16 protein-coding genes and 1 pseudogene are annotated in these 17,273 nt (G+C 69.8%); 10 read left to right on the forward strand and 7 right to left on the reverse strand.

Annotated elements, in window-relative coordinates; translation table 11 throughout:
* Positions 1-37: 37 nt before the first annotated feature.
* Positions 38-391 carry a DUF1304 domain-containing protein gene (locus tag ACQEU1_RS38295; RefSeq protein ID WP_433213360.1) on the forward strand — a complete coding sequence of 118 codons (354 nt, stop codon included), beginning with the start codon at positions 38-40 and terminating at the stop codon, positions 389-391.
* On the opposite strand, the gene ACQEU1_RS38300 is transcribed toward ACQEU1_RS38295, so the two are convergent.
* The 3 genes from ACQEU1_RS38300 to pnuC are packed head-to-tail and all read right to left on the reverse strand — an operon-like array spanning position 312 to position 3,302.
* On the reverse strand, positions 312-1,706 hold the full coding sequence (locus ACQEU1_RS38300; RefSeq protein WP_433213363.1) for a YibE/F family protein: 1,395 nt from the start codon (positions 1,704-1,706) through the stop codon (positions 312-314). The genes ACQEU1_RS38295 and ACQEU1_RS38300 overlap by 80 nt on opposite strands.
* Positions 1,675-2,736 carry an AAA family ATPase gene (locus ACQEU1_RS38305; RefSeq protein WP_433213366.1) on the reverse strand — a complete coding sequence of 354 codons (1,062 nt, stop codon included), beginning with the start codon at positions 2,734-2,736 and terminating at the stop codon, positions 1,675-1,677. Before ACQEU1_RS38305 ends, ACQEU1_RS38300 begins: the two co-directional genes overlap by 32 nt.
* Positions 2,733-3,302: a nicotinamide riboside transporter PnuC gene (gene pnuC, locus ACQEU1_RS38310; RefSeq protein ID WP_433213369.1), complete on the reverse strand. Its 570-nt coding sequence runs from the start codon at positions 3,300-3,302 to the stop codon at positions 2,733-2,735. Before pnuC ends, ACQEU1_RS38305 begins: the two co-directional genes overlap by 4 nt.
* A gap of 45 nt (positions 3,303-3,347) precedes the next feature.
* Between pnuC and ACQEU1_RS38315 the strand changes: the two genes are divergently transcribed.
* Entirely contained in the window at positions 3,348-5,324 is a 1,977-nt protein-coding gene (locus ACQEU1_RS38315) for an intein-containing Rv2578c family radical SAM protein (RefSeq protein WP_433213372.1), read from the forward strand.
* On the opposite strand, the gene ACQEU1_RS38320 is transcribed toward ACQEU1_RS38315, so the two are convergent.
* Genes ACQEU1_RS38320 through ACQEU1_RS38330 form a run of 3 tightly spaced genes read right to left on the reverse strand, consistent with a single transcriptional unit; the run spans position 5,311 to position 6,952 of the window.
* Entirely contained in the window at positions 5,311-5,838 is a 528-nt protein-coding gene (locus ACQEU1_RS38320; RefSeq protein ID WP_433213375.1) for a DUF4865 family protein, read from the reverse strand. The genes ACQEU1_RS38315 and ACQEU1_RS38320 overlap by 14 nt on opposite strands.
* Positions 5,839-5,856: 18 nt before the next feature.
* Positions 5,857-6,201 carry a nuclear transport factor 2 family protein gene (locus ACQEU1_RS38325; RefSeq protein ID WP_433213378.1) on the reverse strand — a complete coding sequence of 115 codons (345 nt, stop codon included), beginning with the start codon at positions 6,199-6,201 and terminating at the stop codon, positions 5,857-5,859.
* A gap of 19 nt (positions 6,202-6,220) precedes the next feature.
* Positions 6,221-6,952 (reverse strand): putative protein N(5)-glutamine methyltransferase, encoded by a 732-nt coding sequence (locus ACQEU1_RS38330; protein ID WP_433213381.1) that lies wholly within the window; start codon positions 6,950-6,952, stop codon positions 6,221-6,223.
* Between the two features lie 73 nt (positions 6,953-7,025).
* Here ACQEU1_RS38330 and ACQEU1_RS38335 point away from each other — a divergent pair, with 73 nt between their 5' ends.
* The 8 genes and pseudogenes from ACQEU1_RS38335 (at position 7,026) to ACQEU1_RS38370 (ending at position 16,322) form a co-directional block, all read left to right on the forward strand.
* On the forward strand, positions 7,026-7,607 hold the full coding sequence (locus ACQEU1_RS38335; RefSeq protein ID WP_433213384.1) for a TetR/AcrR family transcriptional regulator: 582 nt from the start codon (positions 7,026-7,028) through the stop codon (positions 7,605-7,607).
* Complete coding sequence (locus ACQEU1_RS38340; protein ID WP_433213387.1) at positions 7,604-8,335, forward strand: TIGR03084 family metal-binding protein; 732 nt, start codon at positions 7,604-7,606, stop codon at positions 8,333-8,335. Before ACQEU1_RS38335 ends, ACQEU1_RS38340 begins: the two co-directional genes overlap by 4 nt.
* Before the next feature lie 47 nt (positions 8,336-8,382).
* A pseudogene (locus ACQEU1_RS38345) lies at positions 8,383-9,854 on the forward strand (acyclic terpene utilization AtuA family protein).
* A complete protein-coding gene (locus ACQEU1_RS38350; RefSeq protein WP_433213390.1) occupies positions 9,851-10,963 on the forward strand; it encodes an acyl-CoA dehydrogenase family protein in 1,113 nt (370 codons plus the stop codon). Before ACQEU1_RS38345 ends, ACQEU1_RS38350 begins: the two are co-directional and overlap by 4 nt.
* Positions 10,963-12,513, forward strand: a complete 1,551-nt coding sequence (locus ACQEU1_RS38355) for an acyl-CoA carboxylase subunit beta (protein WP_433213393.1) — start codon at positions 10,963-10,965, stop codon at positions 12,511-12,513. Before ACQEU1_RS38350 ends, ACQEU1_RS38355 begins: the two co-directional genes overlap by 1 nt.
* Before the next feature lie 8 nt (positions 12,514-12,521).
* Entirely contained in the window at positions 12,522-14,369 is a 1,848-nt protein-coding gene (locus ACQEU1_RS38360) for a biotin carboxylase N-terminal domain-containing protein (RefSeq protein ID WP_433213396.1), read from the forward strand.
* Complete coding sequence (locus ACQEU1_RS38365; RefSeq protein ID WP_433213399.1) at positions 14,366-15,505, forward strand: acyl-CoA dehydrogenase family protein; 1,140 nt, start codon at positions 14,366-14,368, stop codon at positions 15,503-15,505. The genes ACQEU1_RS38360 and ACQEU1_RS38365 overlap by 4 nt, the downstream gene beginning before the upstream one ends.
* A 13-nt stretch (positions 15,506-15,518) precedes the next feature.
* The gene (locus ACQEU1_RS38370; protein ID WP_433213401.1) at positions 15,519-16,322 is read left to right on the forward strand and encodes an alpha/beta fold hydrolase; all 804 of its coding nucleotides are present in this window, start codon (positions 15,519-15,521) and stop codon (positions 16,320-16,322) included.
* Here the strand turns inward: ACQEU1_RS38370 and ACQEU1_RS38375 are convergent.
* Positions 16,262-17,158, reverse strand: a complete 897-nt coding sequence (locus ACQEU1_RS38375; protein ID WP_433213404.1) for a hypothetical protein — start codon at positions 17,156-17,158, stop codon at positions 16,262-16,264. The two genes, ACQEU1_RS38370 and ACQEU1_RS38375, sit on opposite strands and share 61 nt — an antisense overlap.
* Positions 17,159-17,273 lie beyond the last annotated feature (115 nt).

Genomic DNA, 17,273 nt, shown 5'->3' on the forward strand with positions numbered 1-17,273 from the left:
GTCTCACCGCGTGTGTCAGCTCTGAGGAGGAACCCAAGTGCAGGTCATCGCCAACGTACTGCTCGCCCTCGTGGCGTTGATCCACATCTACATCGTGGTCCTGGAGATGTTCCTCTGGACGACCCCGCGCGGGCAGAAGGCGTTCGGCCTGACGCCCGAGTTCGCGCAGGAGTCCAAGGCGCTCGCGGCGAACCAGGGCCTGTACAACGGTTTCCTCGCCGCCGGCCTGATCTACGCGATCGTCCGCCAGGACTTCGGCGCGTCCGTGCTGTTCACGGTGTTCGTGATCGTCGCCGGCATCTACGGCACGTTCACGGCGAGCCGGAAGATCTTCTTCGTGCAGGTGGTGCCGGGCGTGCTGGCGCTGCTCTTCGTGCTCTTGGCTCACTAGGACGTTCCCACGGCCCCTTGCCGGGGTCGTAGCCCGTGAAGAGGTCGCCCTCGATGCGCGCGGGCCGGGGCTTCGGCGCCGGCTTCGCGCGCTTCACCGTCTTCGGTTCCGAGGGTTCCGGTTCGGGTTCCGGGGCGACCGCCACGGGCGTGACCTCCTGGCGCACGGCCACCCAGGCGGCCAGCGCCGTCGTCACCGGGATCGCCGCCACCAGGCCGATGCTGCCGACCAGGGTGCGCACGATCTCCTGCGCGATCTGCTGCGCGGTCAGGATCTCGCCCATCGACCGCCCGGCCAGCGAGATCGCCAGCAGCAACGGCAGCGCGGCACCCGCGTAGGCCATCACGAGCGTGTTCACCACGGACGACATGTGGTCGCGGCCGATCCGCGAGCCCGCCGCGAACAACTCGCGCCACGTCAGCTTGTCGTTGGCGCGCCGCAGCTCCCACACGGCACTGGTCTGCGTCACGGTGACGTCGTCGAGCACGCCCAGCGCGCCGATCAGCGTGCCGGCGAGCAGCAGGCCGCGGGTGTCGATGTCGGTGCCGAGCAGCCGCACGAGGTTCGCCGTGTCGTCGTCCAGGCCGGTCAGGCTGGACAGGGCCGAGAACAACGCGCCGAGCAGCCCGATCAGCGCGAGGCTGACCATCGTGCCCAGCACCGCGGTCGACGTGCGCGCCGAGACGCCGTGCGTCAGGTACAGCACCACGAACATGATCAGCCCGGCGCCGACCACCGCCACCATCAGCGGGTTCTGGCCCGCGAGCAGCGACGGCATGATGAACAGCACCAGCACCACGAAGCTCAGCAGCAACGCGCCCAGCGCCGCGAGTCCCTGCCAGCGCCCGAGCAGCAGCACGGCGCCCGCGAACAGCAGCGCCAGCACCGCGAGCGACCAGCCGCGCTGGTAGTCGACGATCTGGTACGACTCGGCGGCCTGCGGCTGGGTGCCCGAGTAGGACAGCACCACCTCGTCGCCCAGCTTGAAGCTCGGTGCGCCGGGGCCCTTCACGCTCGGGATCGTGATGCTCTGGCCGGGCGAGGGGCCGTCGGTCATCTTCACGGTGATCGCGACGCACTTCTCGCCGCAGTTCTCCGCCATGCCCGTCACGACGGCCTCGACCGGCGTCTGGTTGAGACCGACCTCGGAGCCCTTCTTCTGCTCCACCCCGAACGGGTAGAGCAGCGCCGCGCCGACGATCGTGGCCAGCGCCAGCGGCACCAGCAGCCACGTCAGCAACGTGCGCACGCGCTGCGACGCCGGTTCCTCGCTCAGCGCGTGGCTATGCCCGTGACCGTGACCCACGCGCGACATCCTGCCGCATGAGGTGTTCGATCGCGGTCACGGCCGTGGCGAACCTGTCCTCGGTGAGCTTCAGCCACGGCACGCCGCGAGCGGTGAGCTCCCGTTCGAACAGGCCGGTCATCCACGAGCGCAGGTGTTCCCCGTCACGCCAGCCGTCCTGTTCGAACGGAACGCCCGCGTGGTCGGTCAGCAGGTACAGGTCCGGTGCGGAGCCCGGGAAGATCTCCGGCCGGAACCCGAGGTAGCGCTCGCCCCACACGGTCGCGGCGAACGCGTCGTTGTCCGCGATCACCAGCGGCGCCGTCTCGGCCTGGATGCGGCGTTCCTGTTCGCGCGCAACGTCTTCGAAGTCGCCGAGCGTCCACACCAGACCGTCCAGGGTGGCGTCCGCGCTGAACGACCGGGCGGCGGCCAGCTTGTGCTCGGTGTGCTCGCGGCCGTACTCGGGGATCCACGGCGCTCCGAAGTGGCCGGCGAGCCGCCGCGACAACGTCGTCGTGCCGGTGGACTCCGCGCCGAGCACCACGACCTTCCAGCCCAGGCCGCGTTGCACGGCGGGGGAGAGGTGGTGCCAGTTCGCGACCGGGTCGGTGCGCATCGCCGTGCCGGAGACGGGGTGGGTCAGGCGGTCGAGGTCGACCAGCACGTGCCGCGCGCCGAGCCTGCCGGCCAGCTCGTCGCCGTACTTCTCGCTGGAGAACACGGCGTCGACGCGTGCTTCGCCCGGTTCGCCGTCCGCGATGGCCCGCCTGGCCAGCACCGCGCGGGTCAACGCGACGTGCAGGTCCCAGATCTCGTCGGAGTCGAAGTCCATCGGGTGGTCGTCGAGGTCGCCGATGATCCGCACACCTGGTGTCGAAGCGTGCGTCTCGGTCAGCCAGCGCACGCGGTCGTCGAGCGGGATCGTTTCGTGCGAAGCGGCCAGAACGGTCACCGTCGTGCGTTCGCTTCGCGAGGCCGCTGTCTCGATGAGGTGGTGATGTCCGTTGTGCGGTGGGTAGAACTTGCCGAGCACGAGAGCGTGGCCGAACTCCTTCACGCGGCGACCTCCGCACTCCTGAGGTCCTTGGTCCAGCTGCGCAGGCCGATCACGCACAGCACCATGAACCCCACGTACAACACTGCTGTCAGGTACAGCTCCTTGTAGGCGTACAGCGGCACGTAGATGATGTCCGCGGCGATCCACAGCCACCAGCACTCGACCTTCTTGCGCGTCTGGCCCCAGGTCGCGAGCAGCGACAGCACGGTCGTGACGGAGTCCCAGAGCGGCACCGTCGACCCGTTGACGGCCAGGATCCAGTGCAGCAGCGCGGTTCCGAGCACACCGGCCACCGCGAGCCACAACCACTGGGAGTTGCTCGTGCGACTGACGTGCAACGTGCTGTGCTGCTCACCGCCGCGCACCCACGCCCACCACCCGTAGAGCGCCAGTGCCATGTAGACGATCTGGAGCCCGGAGTCGGCGTACAGGCCGCTTCCCCAGAACAGCACCAGGAACGCGATGTTGTTGGCGATCCCGATGGGCCAGTTCCACGGGTTCTGGCGGGCGACGAGCCACACGCAGAGTGCGCCGGTGATGAAGCCTGCTACCTCAATGGGTGACACGTGCGCTCCTTGACCGCCGTTCGAACATGTGTTCGAATCGATGGTGTGCGATGGGACGGGCAGAAACTCGAGGCAGAGCCGCAGCAGGCACTACCGGGGCTACCGGGACTGGTGCGCAGCGTACGAACTCCTGAGTTCGCGGACGTGGTGTTCCACGAGGTCCGCGCCAAATCCGTGCTCAACGGGGTACCGGGGTCGTCGCTGCCGTTCGCGTGGACGGTGAACCCGTACCGCGGCTGTTCACACGCCTGCACGTACTGCATGGCGGGCGACACGCCAATCCTCATGGGCAACGGTCGCACGAAACCGCTGTCCGAGCTGCGTGAAGGCGATGAGATCTACGGCACCGAGCTCGTCGGCAACTACCGGCGGTACAAGCTCACGACCGTGCTCGCGCACTGGGAGACGCGCAAGCAGGCGTACCGGCTGACGCTGGAGGACGGCACGAGCGTCGTCGCGTCCGGGGACCACCGGTTCCTGACCGACCGCGGCTGGAAGCACGTGACGGGCGAGACCGCCGGCGTGGGCCGCCGCCCGCACCTCACGACGGGCAACAAGCTGATGGGCACGGGGGCTTTCGTCGAGCAGCCCGCCGTGACCGACGACTACCGCCGCGGCTACCTGCGCGGGATGGTCGACGACGAGCAGGAGTTCCGGATCCCGGCCGCCGACATCGAGGCCATGGACCGCACCCAGGAGTATCTCGACTACTTCGGGGTGCGAGAAGGGAGGGGATTTCTGCACCAAGTGCGCGAGCTCGCGCACTGGCAGATAGCCCCGAACCCCGACTGGCTCAAGGGATTCCTGGCAGGAGCGTTCGACTACCTCGGGACCTGCTCGCGCAGCATCCTGCGGATGTCGACGCGCAACACCGTGGTGCTGGAGGCGATCTGCCTGGCGCTCAAGCACTTCGACTTCGACTTCGCGATCGAGGAGCTGCGCCGCCGCCGCGGCGTGCGGGTCATCCGGCTGCGCGGCGGGCTGCGGGAGAACCTGCGCTTCTTCCACACCGTCGACCCGGCGATCACCCGCAAGCGCGACATCGACGGCGTGGCCATCAAGTCGCAGCAGCCGCTCGGCGTCGTGTCCGTGGAACCGCTGGGGGAGATGACGCTCTACGACATCTCGACCGGCACCGCGGACTTCGTCGCCAACGGCGTGGTGTCCCACAACTGCTTCGCCCGCAGGACGCACTCCTACCTGGACCTCGACACCGGCAAGGACTTCGACAGCCAGCTGATCGTCAAGGTGAACGCGGGGGAGGTGCTGTCGCGCCAGCTGCGCTCGTCCCGCTGGAAGCAGGAACACGTGGCGCTCGGCACGAACACCGACCCGTACCAGCGGGCGGAGGGGCGGTACGCCTTGATGCCAGGGATCATCGAGGCGCTGACCGCCTCCCGCACGCCCTTCTCGATCCTCACGAAGGGCACCCTCCTGGCGCGGGACCTGCCGTTGCTGACGGCGGCCGCGGAGGTCGTGCCGGTCGGCATCGCGGTGTCGCTCGCGTTGATGGACCGCGATCTGCACAAGTCGCTGGAGCCGGGCACGCCGACGCCGGCCGCGCGGCTGGAGCTGGTGCGGAAGGTGCGCGAGGCGGGCTTACCGTGCGGGGTGTTCGTCGCCCCGGTGCTGCCCGAGCTCACGGATTCGGTGGAGCAGCTGGACTTCCTGCTGGAGCAGATCGCGGCGGCGGGCGCCACGGGAGTCACCGTGCTGCCGTTGCACCTGCGTCCGGGAGCGAAGGAGTGGTTCGCCCGGTGGCTGCGCCGCGAGCACCCGGACCTCGTGGAGACGTACCGGTACCTGTACGGGCCGCGGTCCTACGTGGACAAGCGGTACCGCGCCCGGCTGACCGCGCGGGTCGTGCCGTTGATCGAGAAGCACGGGCTGGCGCCGCGCGGCCGTTCCACCGACGCCGTCACCGGGGTGCCCGGCGACGACGACGGCGTGTGGCCCGACGGAAGCCTGCCGGTCGGTGTGCCGGCGCCTCGCGTGGACCAGGAACAACTCACCCTGCTGTGATCTCTCCGAGCCCTGGCTCGGAGAAGTGGAGGACTTCGTAGGCGCCCTCTTCCCCGGGGTGCTCCTCCCAGAGTTCGAAGCGCACGACTTCCCACGTGCGCGGATCGACGCCCAGCGCCGCCGAGTGCAGGCCGGGCGCCTTCTCCAGTTCGATCTCCTTCAGCGCGTCGATCGGGTTCGCCTCGGGTGCGAGCGCGATGATCTCGCGCGTCGCGTACTTCGCCTGCGCCGCATCACCCCTGAGGAACGCCACGCCCGGCCAGTGCCGCACCACCGGCCTGCCGAAGTCGGCGAGGATCCCCTGGAAGCCACCTCCCCGGTAGAGGAAGTTCGCCATGCCCGCCGAGGTGTTCCACACGTAGAACGGCGCGTACTGCGTGTCGCGGACCAGATAAGCCTTGAACCCCAGGCCGTCGAACCCGTCGAGCGCGTGACCGCGGGTGCGGACGCGTTCGCGGATGATCTCCATGTCGTAGTCCGACGGCAGCCTGATCTCGTACTGCATTGCGATCATGGTTCCGTTGTACAGGGGTCAGGCCCAGCCGCCCTGGGCCATCGTCTGGAACTTCCACTCGCCGCCGACCCGCGTGAGCAGGTCGCCGTAGCGGACCGTCATCCCGTTGATCGTGCCGTCCGTGATGACGAAGACCAGGTTGTCGTTGATGAAGTGCGGCGTCCTCGTGGACTCCATCTGCACGTCCCCGCCCAGTTGGGCGCCCATCTCCCGCAGGAACGTCTCGCGGTCCCACGACGTCGCCGAACCGTCGGTGACCGTGTTGATCGGGAACAGCGCCATGTCGGCCATCGCCTCGACGTCACCCTTCACCGCGAGCGCGTCCCACTTCGCAAACCACTGCATGACCTCGTCGTACGACATACCGTACATTGTACGGAACTTAGCGCCTCCCGACCACCGCGGTGCTGTCGTCGCTGGTCACGAGCTCGGCGGTGAGTCCTGCGGCGGCGAACGCGGCCAGTGCGCCGGCCGCCTGGCGCTCGCTGGTCTCGCTCAGCAGGTGCCCGCCGGGACGCAGCCAGGACGTGGCCTGCATGGCCACCCGGCGCAGGACCTCCAGGCCGTCCGTGCCGCCGTCCAGGGCCACGCGGGCCTCGTGGTCGCGGGCCTCGACGGGCATGAACGGGATGTCGAGGGTCGGCACGTACGGGACGTTGGCGACCACGACGTCGAGGGTGCCGCGCAGGTGGGCGGGCAGGGCGTCGAACAGGTCGCCCTCGTAGACGTCGGCGAGGTTCTTGCGCGCGCACGCCACGGCCACGGGGTCGATGTCGGCGGCGTGGACGTGCGCGGCGGGGAGGCGGTGCTGGAGCACGGCGCCCACCGCGCCCGAACCGCAGCACAGGTCGACGACGACGGACGGGTTCAGGCCGGTCGCGAGGTCGACCAGGAGCTCGGTGCGGTGGCGGGGGACGAAGACGCCCCTGGTGACCACGATCCGCTGCCCGCAGAACAGGGCCCAGCCCACCGCGTGCTCCAGCGGGAGGCCGTCGACCCGCTGGCTGACCAGTTCTTCCAGGTGCCGCGGCGAGTCGGCGGCTTCTTGGAGCAGCGCGGCCTCTTCCTCGGCGAAGACGCAGCCGGCGGCGCGCAGGCGTTCCACGATGTTCATCGGTCGCGGACGCTAGCAAGCGTACTTACAAGCAAGCTTGACTGTTTGTTTGTTCGGCGGAAGACTCGGCCGCGTGGAGACGAGGCAGCGCCAGGCCGACCGCACGCGGGAGACGAAGCGGAAGCTGATGGAGGCGACCGTCGAGTGCCTGGTGGAACGCGGCTGGTCGGGCACCACGACGACCGAGGTGGCGGAACGCGCCGGGGTGTCGCGCGGCGCCCAGCTGCACCACTTCCGCACGCGCGGCGAGCTGGTGGCGGCGGCCGTGGAGCACGTCGGGGCGGAGAGCGTCGAGGTGCTCAGGCGGCGGGCCGAGATCGCCGAGAAGAGCACGCACGCCGTGGTGGAGCTGATCGCGGACTTCCACGCGAGCGACCTGTTCACGGCCGCACTGGAGCTGTGGGTGGCGGCGCGCACCGATCCCGAGCTGCGCGCGCAGGTGCTGGAGCTGCAGGCGCGGCTGGGGCGCGAGGTCTACGGGCTCGCGCTGGAGCTGCTGGAAGTGGACGACACCAGGCCGGGTGTGAAGGACGCCGTGCAGGCAACCCTTGATCTTGTGCGCGGGCTGGCGCTCGCCAACCAGCTCGCCGACGACGCCAAGCGCCGGGCGCACGTGGTGCGCTACTGGGCGCGGATGCTGGAGGAGCAGCTGTGATCACGGAACTGCTGGCCGACCTCGACGCCGAGTCGCGTTCGCTCGACGACATCGTCGCGGGCGCGGACTTCTCGGTGCCGACACCCGCCGAAGGGTGGACGGTCGGGCACCAGATCGGTCATCTCATGTGGACGGACAAGGCGGCGATCCTCGCGATCACCGACCCCGAGGCGTTCAAGGCGCAGCCGCTGACCGCCGACATCGTGGACCGGACCGCGGCCGAGGCGGCCGTGCTGCCGGACCTGGTGGAGCTGTGGCGGGACAGCCGCGCGGCGTTGCGGGATCAGCTCGCGCGGGCCGAGGGCAAGATCCTCTGGTTCGGGCCGCCGATGAGCCCGGCGTCGATGGCGACCGCGCGGATCATGGAGACCTGGGCGCACGGGCAAGACGTCGCCGACGCGCTGGGCGTTGTGCGCGAGCCGACCGCGCGGATCCGGCACGTGTGCCACATCGGGGTGCGGACGATGGGGTTCGCTTTCCTGCTCAACGGGCTGGCGGCGCCGGAGGCCGAGGTGCGGGTCGAGCTGACCGGGCCGTCCGGCGAGCTGTGGACGTGGGGGCCGGAGGACGCGGAGAACCGGGTTTCCGGGCCCGCGCTGGACTTCGCGTGGCTGGTGACGCAGCGGCGCAACCGCGCGGAGCTCGCGATCGAGGCCGTCGGGCCGGTGGCACAGGAGTGGGTGCCGATCGCGCAGGCCTTCGCGGGCCCGCCCGGAGGTGGCCGGTGATCCGCATCGGCAACGCCTCCGGGTTCTACGGAGATCGCCTGTCCGCGATGCGGGAACAGCTCGAAGGTGGCCATCTCGACGTTCTCACCGGGGACTACCTGGCCGAGCTGACGATGCTGATCCTCGGGCGGGACCGGATGAAGGACTCGTCGCTGGGGTACGCGAAGACGTTCCTGCGGCAGATGGAGGACTGCCTGGCGCTCGCGCTCGACAAAGGCGTCAAGATCGTGGTGAACGCCGGCGGTCTCAACCCTGAGGGTCTCGCGCGCAAGCTCGACGCCAAAGTCGGCTACGTGACCGGCGACGACCTCAAAGGCCGGTTCCCGGAAGCGTTGACCGCCAACGCGTACCTCGGCGCGTGGGAGATCGCGGAGTGCCTGAACCAGGGCGCGCAGGTCGTGGTCACCGGACGCGTCACCGACGCCAGCCTGGTCGTGGGGCCCGCGGCGGCGCACTTCGGGTGGGCGCGCGACGACTGGGATCGGCTGGCCGGGGCCACGGTCGCGGGCCACGTCCTGGAGTGCGGCACGCAGGCCACCGGCGGCAACTACTCGTTCTTCACCGAGATCGACGTGACCCGGCCCGGTTTCCCGATCGCGGAGATCGACGAGGACGGCTCGTCGCTGATCACCAAGCACGACGGCACGGGCGGCGCGGTCACCGTCGACACCGTGACGGCACAGCTGCTGTACGAGATCGGGGCGCCGGAGTACCTCGGCCCGGACGTCACCACGCACTTCGACACGATCCGGCTGGACGCGCACGAGCGCGGGGTCAGGATCAGCGGCACCAAGGGTTCCCCGCCGCCGGACATTCTGAAGGTCTGCCTGAACACGTTGGGCGGCTTCCGGAACTCCACGACGTTCGTCCTCACCGGACTCGACGTCGAGGCCAAGGCCGAGCTGGTGAAGAGCCAGCTGCACGACGCCATCGGCACCGAGGGCCTGACGTGGACGCTGGCGCGGACCGACCAGGCCGACGCGGCGACCGAGGAACAGGCGAGCGCGTTGCTGCATGTCATGATCAAGACGGCGGACCCCAAGCGGGCCAAGGGGTTCAGCCGGGCGGCGATCGAGCTGGCCCTTGCCAGCTACCCCGGGTTCCACGTGACGGCGCCGCCGAGCGACGGCACGCCGTTCGGCGTCTACCGGGCGGCCTACGTGAACCGCGACGAGGTCAGCGCCAAGGCGGTGGTGCTGTGAAGAGGCCACTGGGCACGATCGCCGGTGCGCGCAGCGGCGACAAAGGCGGCGACGCGAACCTCGGCGTCTGGGTGCGAAATGACGCGGCTTTCGCGTGGCTCACCGGGTTCCTGACCGTCGAGAAGCTCAAGGAGCTGCTACCGGAGGCGGAAAAAGTCAGCCGGTACGAGCTGCCGAACCTCAGGGCCCTCAACTTCGTGCTGCACGGCCTGCTGGGCGACGGCGTGGCCAGCAGCACGAGGTTCGACCCGCAGGCCAAGGCGCTGGGCGAGTGGTTGCGGGCGAGGGTGGTCGAGATCCCCGAGGAGTTGCTGTGATCACGAGGGACCTGTTCGAGCGCAAGGAGCTGCGGCAGCTCGTCGCGGACTTCACCCGCAAGGAGATCGTGCCGCACCTCGACCAGTGGGAACGCGACGGCGAGGTGCCGCGCGAGCTGCACGAGAAGGCCGCGGCGCTCGACCTGCTCGGCATCGGGTTCGAGCACGGCGACCTGCTCGACTCGGTCGCGATGACCGAGGAGATCATCCAGAACGGCGGCTCGTCCGGGGTGATCTCGGCGTTGTTCACGCTCGGCATCGCGATCCCGCACATCTGGCAGAGCGGGAACACCGACCTGATCGAGCGGTTCGCGAAGCCCGCGATCCGGGGCGAGAAGATCGGCAGCCTCGCCGTCACCGAACCCGGCGCCGGGTCCGACGTCGCGGCCATCCGGACCAGGGCGGTCCGCGACGGCGACCACTACGTCGTCAGCGGCGAGAAGACCTTCATCACCTCCGGGTGCCGCGCGGACTTCGTCACGACCGCGGTGCGCACCGGCGGCGAGGGTTACCAGGGCATCTCGCTGCTGGTGATCGAGGACGGGTTCACCCGGCGCAAGCTCGACAAGATGGGCTGGCACTGCAGCGACACCGCCGAGCTGCACTTCGACGACGTGCGGGTGCCGGTCGCGAACCTCGTCGGCGAGGAGAACCAGGGGTTCCCGCAGATCATGCGGCAGTTCCAGGTCGAACGCGTGACGATGGCCGTCGAGGCGTACGCCACCGCGCAACGGGCGCTGGACCTGACCGTCGAGTGGACGCGCAACCGCGAGACGTTCGGCAAGCCGCTCATCAAGAACCAGGTGATCCGGCACAAGCTTGCCGCGATGGCACAGCAGATCGACCTCGCGCGGACCTACACGCGAGAGGTCGCGGCACGGATCGAGCGCGGCGAGGACTGCGTGACCGAGGTCTGCTTCGCGAAGAACGCCGCCGTCGACGCGTGCGGCGCCGTGGTCGACGAGGCGGTCCAGTTGCACGGAGGCATGGGGTACATGCGGGAGTCCGAAGTGGAGCGTCACTACCGGGACGCCCGCATCCTCGGCATCGGGGGCGGCGCGAGCGAAGTGATGACCGAGCTCGCGGCACGACGATTGGGGTTCGCCTGATGGGCAACAGGGAGGCGCTGCTCGCGAAGATCGCGGGCCTCGACGCCGAACACGCGAAAGCGCTCGCGGGAGGTGGGCCGAAGTACGTCGAACGGCACCACAGGCGCGGCAAGCTGCTCGCCCGCGAACGGGTCGAGCTGCTGATCGACGAGGACAGCCCGTTCCTGGAGCTGTCGCCGCTCGCCGCGTGGGGCACCGACTTCCCGGTCGGCGCGTCCGTCGTCACGGGCATCGGGCGGATCGAGGGCGTCGAGTGCGTCATCGTCGCGAACGACCCGACGGTGCGCGGTGGCTCCTCGAACCCGTACACGCTGCGCAAGTCGTTGCGGGCCAACGACATCGCGTTGCAGAACCGGCTGCCGCTGGTGAGCCTGGTCGAGTCCGGTGGCGCCGACCTGCCGACGCAGAGCGAGATCTTCATCCCCGGCGGGCGGGCGTTCCGCGACCTGACCAGGCTGAGCGCGGCCGGGATCCCCACGGTCACGGCGGTGTTCGGCAACGCGACCGCGGGTGGCGCGTACGTGCCGGGCATGTCCGACTACGTGATCATGATCAAGGACCGCTCCAAGGTGTTCCTGGGTGGCCCGCCGCTGGTCAAGATGGCGACCGGCGAGGACGCCGACGATGAAAGCCTGGGCGGCGCGACCATGCACGGCGCCACGTCCGGGCTCGCGGACTTCGTGGCCGAGGACGAGACCGACGCGATCCGGCTGGCCCGCAGGGTGGTCGCGCGGCTGAACTGGCGCAAGCTCGGGCCGGAACCGGCCGCCGTCGAGGAGCCGAGGTTCGAGGCCGAGAGCATCCTCGACGTCGTCTCCGAGGACCAGCGGGTGCCGTTCGACCCGCGCGACGTCATCGCGCGGCTGGTCGACGGGTCGCACTTCGACGAGTTCAAACCGTTGTACGGCAACAGCCTCGTCACCGGGTGGGCGCGGATCCACGGCTACCCGGTCGGCATCCTCGCCAACGCACGGGGCGTGCTGTTCAGCGAGGAGTCGCAGAAGGCCACGCAGTTCATCCAGCTGGCGAACCAGAGCGACACGCCACTGGTGTTCCTGCAGAACACCACCGGGTACATGGTCGGCGCGCAGTACGAGCAGGGCGGCATCGTCAAGCACGGCTCGATGATGATCAACGCCGTCTCGAACAGCAGGGTGCCGCACCTGACGATCACGATGGGCGCGTCGTACGGCGCCGGCAACTACGGCATGTGCGGCCGCGCGTACGACCCGAGGTTCCTGTTCACCTGGCCCAACGCCAAGTCGGCCGTGATGGGTCCCGCGCAGCTCGCGGGCGTGCTGTCGATCGTCGGGCGGCAGGCGGCGATGGCCAAGGGGCAGGAGTACAACGAGGAACACGACGCCGCCATGCGCAAGATGGTGGAGGCGCAGATCGAGGAGCAGTCGCTCGCGCCGTTCCTGTCCGGGAAGCTCTACGACGACGGCGTGATCGACCCGCGCGACACCAGGACCGTGCTGGCCCTCTGCCTCTCCGCTGTCCACAGCGGACCGATCAAGGGCGCCGACGGCTTCGGCGTCTTCCGGATGTGAGCCAGAAGATGATCAAGAGCCTTCTCATTGCCAACCGGGGCGAGATCGCCCGCCGGATCATCCGCACCTGCCGGGACAACGGGATCCGCACGGTCGCGGTGTTCTCCGACCCGGACGCCGAGTCGCCGCACGTGCGGGAGGCCGACCTCGCGGTCCGGCTGCCCGGCGCGTCACCGGCCGAGACCTACCTGCGGGCCGACCTGCTCGTCGAGGCGGCGGTGAAAGCCGGTGCCGACGCGGTGCACCCCGGCTACGGCTTTCTCAGCGAGAACGCCGACTTCGCGCGCAAGGTGCAGGCCGCCGGGCTGACGTGGGTCGGGCCGGAACCGGACTCCATCGAGGCGATGGGGTCGAAGGTCGCGGCCAAGAAGCGGATGGCGGCGGCCGGCGTGCCGACGTTGCCGGAGCTCGACCCCGAGACCGTCACCGAGTTCCCGGTGCTGATCAAGGCGTCGGCCGGTGGTGGCGGGCGCGGCATGCGGATCGTGCGGGAACGGTCCGAGTTCGCCGACGCGCTCGCGAGTGCGCGGCGCGAGGCCGAGTCGGCGTTCGGCGACCCCACGGTGTTCTGCGAGCCGTTGCTGGAGCAGGCGCGGCACGTCGAGGTGCAGGTCCTGGCCGACGCGCACGGCACGGTGTGGGCACTCGGCGAACGCGAGTGCTCGATCCAGCGGCGGCACCAGAAGATCGTCGAGGAGTCGCCCAGCCCGGCGGTCGGCGACGACGTGCGGCAGCGGTTGTTCGCGGCGGCCACGGCGGCGGCCGAGTCGATCGGGTACGTCGGCGCGGGCACCGTCGAGTTCATGCTGAAGGGCGAGGACTTCCACTTCCTGGAGGTCAACACGCGCCTGCAGGTCGAGCACCCGGTGACGGAGTTCGTCTACGGCGTGGACCTCGTGGAGTGGCAGCTGCGGATCGCGGAGGGCGCGCGATTGCCTGCTGAGGCACCGGAACCGCGCGGGCACGCGATCGAGGTCCGGCTGTACGCCGAGGACCCCGCGCACGACTGGCGGCCCGCGAGCGGCACGCTGCACCGGTTCGAGGTGCCCGGTGACGTGCGGCTGGACAGCGGCGTCGAGGACGGCTCGGTGGTGTCGGTGCACTACGACCCCATGCTGGCCAAGGTGATCGCGTACGCCCCGACGCGGCGGGCAGCGGCCCGCAAGCTCGTGACGGCGCTGGAGAGCGCGCGGATCCACGGCCTGGTCACGAATCGGCAGCTGCTCGTGGACGTGCTGAGCGACGCCGACTTCCTGAACGGGGACACCCACACCGGGTTCCTCGACGAGCACGACTTCAGCAGGTCCGTTGACCCGCAACCGTTTGCGCTCGCGGCCGCGCTGGCCCAGGCCGCGACGCGGAGGATCGGGACGTTGCCGCTCGGCTGGCGCAACGTGCGGTCGCAGCAGCCGAAGGCGCGGTTCCTCCTCGGCGAGGAGCTGGTCGAGGTCGAGTACGACCCGAGGCAGGCCACGCCCGACACGGTCGTGCGGGACCTCGACGGCGTGCGGGTGCCGTTCCGGGTGGCCCGGTACGGCGACGTGGTCGAGGTCGACTCGCCGCGCGGCTCGGTGACGCTGAAGGTCGTGCCGCGGTTCCCCGAGCCGGAGACGAAGCTCGCGCCCGGCGCGACCGTCGCGCCGATGCCGGGGACCGTGGTCAGGGTGTCGGTGCAGCAGGGTGACGTGGTCGAGGCCGGTGCCGAACTGCTGGTGCTGGAGGCCATGAAGATGGAACACCGGGTGCTCGCCACGAACGCGGGCACGGTCACCGAACTTCTCGTGGAGCACGGAAAGCAAGTCAACGCCGGCGATGTTCTGGCCGTAGTAGCCGAGATGGATGGAGATCGATCGTGAGCTTCGTCGAGTCCGAAGAGCGGATCGCGCTGCGCAAGGCGGTCGCCGAGTTCGGTGCCAAGTACGGCCACGACTACTTCACCGCCAAGGCGAGGGCGGGGGAGAAGACCACCGAACTGTGGGAGGAGGCCGGCAAGCTCGGCTACCTGGGCGTGGCCGTACCGGAGGAGTTCGGCGGGGGTGGTGGCGGCATCGGTGACCTCGCGGCGGTGTGCGAGGAGCTCGCGGCGGCCGGATGCCCGTTGCTGCTGATGGTGGTCTCACCCGCGATCTGTGCGACGGTGATCGCCCGCTTCGGCACCGACGAGCAGAAGGCCAAGTGGCTGCCCGGTTTCGCGGACGGCACGCTCAAGATGGCGTTCGCGATCACCGAGCCCGACGCGGGGTCGAACTCGCACAAGCTCAGGACGAACGTGCGCCGCGACGGCGACGACTGGGTGCTGAAGGGCGGCAAGACCTACATCTCCGGCGTCGACGAGGCCGACGCCGTGCTCGTCGTCGCGATCCTGGAGACCGGGCCGGTGCTGGTCGTCGTCCCGACGAACGCCGAGGGCTTCACCTGGCAGGAGATCGACATGGACCTGTTCATGCCGGAGAAGCAGTTCACACTGTTCTTCGACGACGTCCGGCTGCCGTCCGACGCGGTCGTCGGCTCGCCGGACCAGGGACTGCTGCAGGTCTTCGCCGGGCTCAACCCCGAACGGATCATGGGTGCGAGCATGGCCACCGGGTCCGCGCGGCTCGCGGTCGCCAAGGCCGTGAAGTACGCGAAGGAACGGCAGGTCTGGGACGCGCCGATCGGCTCCCACCAGGGCCTCGCGCACCCGCTCGCGAAGATCCACGTCGAGATCGAGCTCGCCCGGCTGATGACGCAGAAAGCCGCCGCGCTCTACGACTCCGGTCGCGACAAGGAGTCGGGCGAGGCCGCGAACATGGCCAAGTACGCGGCGGGCGAGGCCATCGCGGCCGCGGTCGACCAGGCGATCCAGGTCCACGGCGGCAACGGGCTGAGCCGAGAGTACGGCCTCGCGTCGATGCTCGCGTCCTCCCGCCTCTCCCGGATCGCGCCGGTGTCGCGGGAGATGGTGCTCAACTTCGTCGCGCAAAACTCGCTGAAGCTGCCCCGGTCCTACTGACACACTGCGGGGCATGGGGACTTTCACGAATTCTGACGGCGTCGGCCTCGTCTACCACGGCGAGGCCGCCGACCCGTTGATCTGCCTGCCCGGCGGGCCGATGCAGGCTTCTTCGTACCTGAGCGGCTTGCCGCTGCGCGACGTGATCCGGCTGGACCTGCGCGGTACCGGCGAATCGGAGAAAGCGGGCAGCTACCGCGTCGACCACCAGGTCGACGACGTCGAGGCGTTGCGGCGGCACCTGGGGCTCGAGAAGCTGCGGCTCCTCGGGCACTCCGCCGGTGGCACGCTCGCGATCCTCTACGCGACCCGTTTTCCGCGGCACGTCGAGGAACTCGTGCTCGTCGCGCCGAGCCCGCGGGTCGTCGGCATCGAGGTGACCGACGACGACCGGCGCGCGGTGGCGGTGCAGCGGTCGGCCGAACCCTGGTACGCCGAGGCGATCGAGGGGTTCGAGCAGATCTGGGCCGGGAACTTCTCCGGCGAGGCGTTCGCGAAGATCGCGCCGTTCCACCACGGCCGCTGGGACGACGCCGCACGGGCGCTGGAGGACCACCCGCGCAACGACGAGGCCGCCGCCGAGTTCTACGGCGAGGGCGCGTTCGATCCGGCGCAGGTCCGCGAGGAGCTCGGAAAGCTCGACGTCCCAACGGTCTTCCTCGCCGGCGCCTACGATGTCGGGCTGCCCGCGAACCGTGCGCGGGAGTACGCGGCACTGATCCCCGGCGCCCGGTTCGAGCTGCAACCCGGCGCCGGTCACTTCCCGTGGGTGGACGATCCCCGGAATTTCGCGGAGCTGCTCCAGCGCATTCCGTAGACGCCGGGACCGAAGTCGAGCGCGGCCGCGTGCGCGTAGCCCCCGTCGTCCACGGCGGCGGGGGCCACGCCGCCCGCTTCCGTTCCGGCGGGGCCGGTCGCGAATTGCTCGCAGGCGTCCGGCGCGTCCTGGAATTTGATCTCCAGCACGTAGTCGTGGACGCGTTCGGCGAACCGGCGGAAATGCGTGTGCTCGGCCGTCGGATGTGGATAGATCAATTCGTACTCGATCGCGACGGACTCGCCGGCGGAGATCGGTTCGTCGAACAACAGCTCGGCGACGAGCACGCCGTTCGTGCGTTCGCGGGCGATCCGGCCGACCCGGCAGGAACGCACGGCGGTGAGCGCAGGCTGCGCGGAACCCGTTTCCTGACAGAGGATCCAGCGGTCCACACCGGCCGAGTTCGCCCGCATGACCTGCCGGGACCGGATGCCGCGCACACCGCCGCAGGGTGCGACGTCCACCCGGTCGTGCTGGGCGGTCAGCACCAGGCCGGAGGAGTCCCAGGCGGCCCGTGCGGACGGCTCCCGCCTGCGTGAACGGCCACGCGGCCGAGGTGGGCCGAGCAGACGGCTGAGAGCGCTCTCGGGCAGCCCCAGCACGTCCTCGAGGTGGGTGAGGGCCATCAACGACTCGGGGCGTTCGGGTCTGCGCCTGCCCGACTGCCAGTAGCTCAGCGCCGTCACGCTGATCGGCGCGCCCCGCACCTTCAGCCGGTGCTGCAACCGTTCCAGGCTGAGTCCCCGCACCTGGATCGCGACTCGCAACGCGTCCGCGAACGGACCCGTCACGAGAAGGTCGGCCAGCTCCTCGCGCGGTGGGTAAATCGTGAGCATCGCTCCTCCGGTTTCACGGAGTCAAGATCGGAAGGCTATCGGCAGCAAAGGGAACGCGGTACAGCCGATCGGCGGTTTCCACCGGCTGGGAAACCCGCCAGGTTCAGATCTCGGG

It is taken from the genome of Lentzea sp. CA-135723 (assembly GCF_050936595.1).
GTDB lineage: Bacteria > Actinomycetota > Actinomycetes > Mycobacteriales > Pseudonocardiaceae > Lentzea.

Coding starts and splice junctions, on each gene's coding strand:
- ACQEU1_RS38355 (WP_433213393.1), top strand. CDS start 10,963: ATGGGCAACAGGGAGGCGCTGCTCGCGAAGATCGCGGGCCTCGACGCC.
- ACQEU1_RS38320 (WP_433213375.1), bottom strand. CDS start 5,838: ATGATCGCAATGCAGTACGAGATCAGGCTGCCGTCGGACTACGACATG.
- ACQEU1_RS38370 (WP_433213401.1), top strand. CDS start 15,519: ATGGGGACTTTCACGAATTCTGACGGCGTCGGCCTCGTCTACCACGGC.
- ACQEU1_RS38300 (WP_433213363.1), bottom strand. CDS start 1,706: ATGTCGCGCGTGGGTCACGGTCACGGGCATAGCCACGCGCTGAGCGAG.
- ACQEU1_RS38360 (WP_433213396.1), top strand. CDS start 12,522: ATGATCAAGAGCCTTCTCATTGCCAACCGGGGCGAGATCGCCCGCCGG.
- ACQEU1_RS38375 (WP_433213404.1), bottom strand. CDS start 17,158: ATGCTCACGATTTACCCACCGCGCGAGGAGCTGGCCGACCTTCTCGTG.
- ACQEU1_RS38330 (WP_433213381.1), bottom strand. CDS start 6,952: ATGAACATCGTGGAACGCCTGCGCGCCGCCGGCTGCGTCTTCGCCGAG.
- ACQEU1_RS38325 (WP_433213378.1), bottom strand. CDS start 6,201: ATGTCGTACGACGAGGTCATGCAGTGGTTTGCGAAGTGGGACGCGCTC.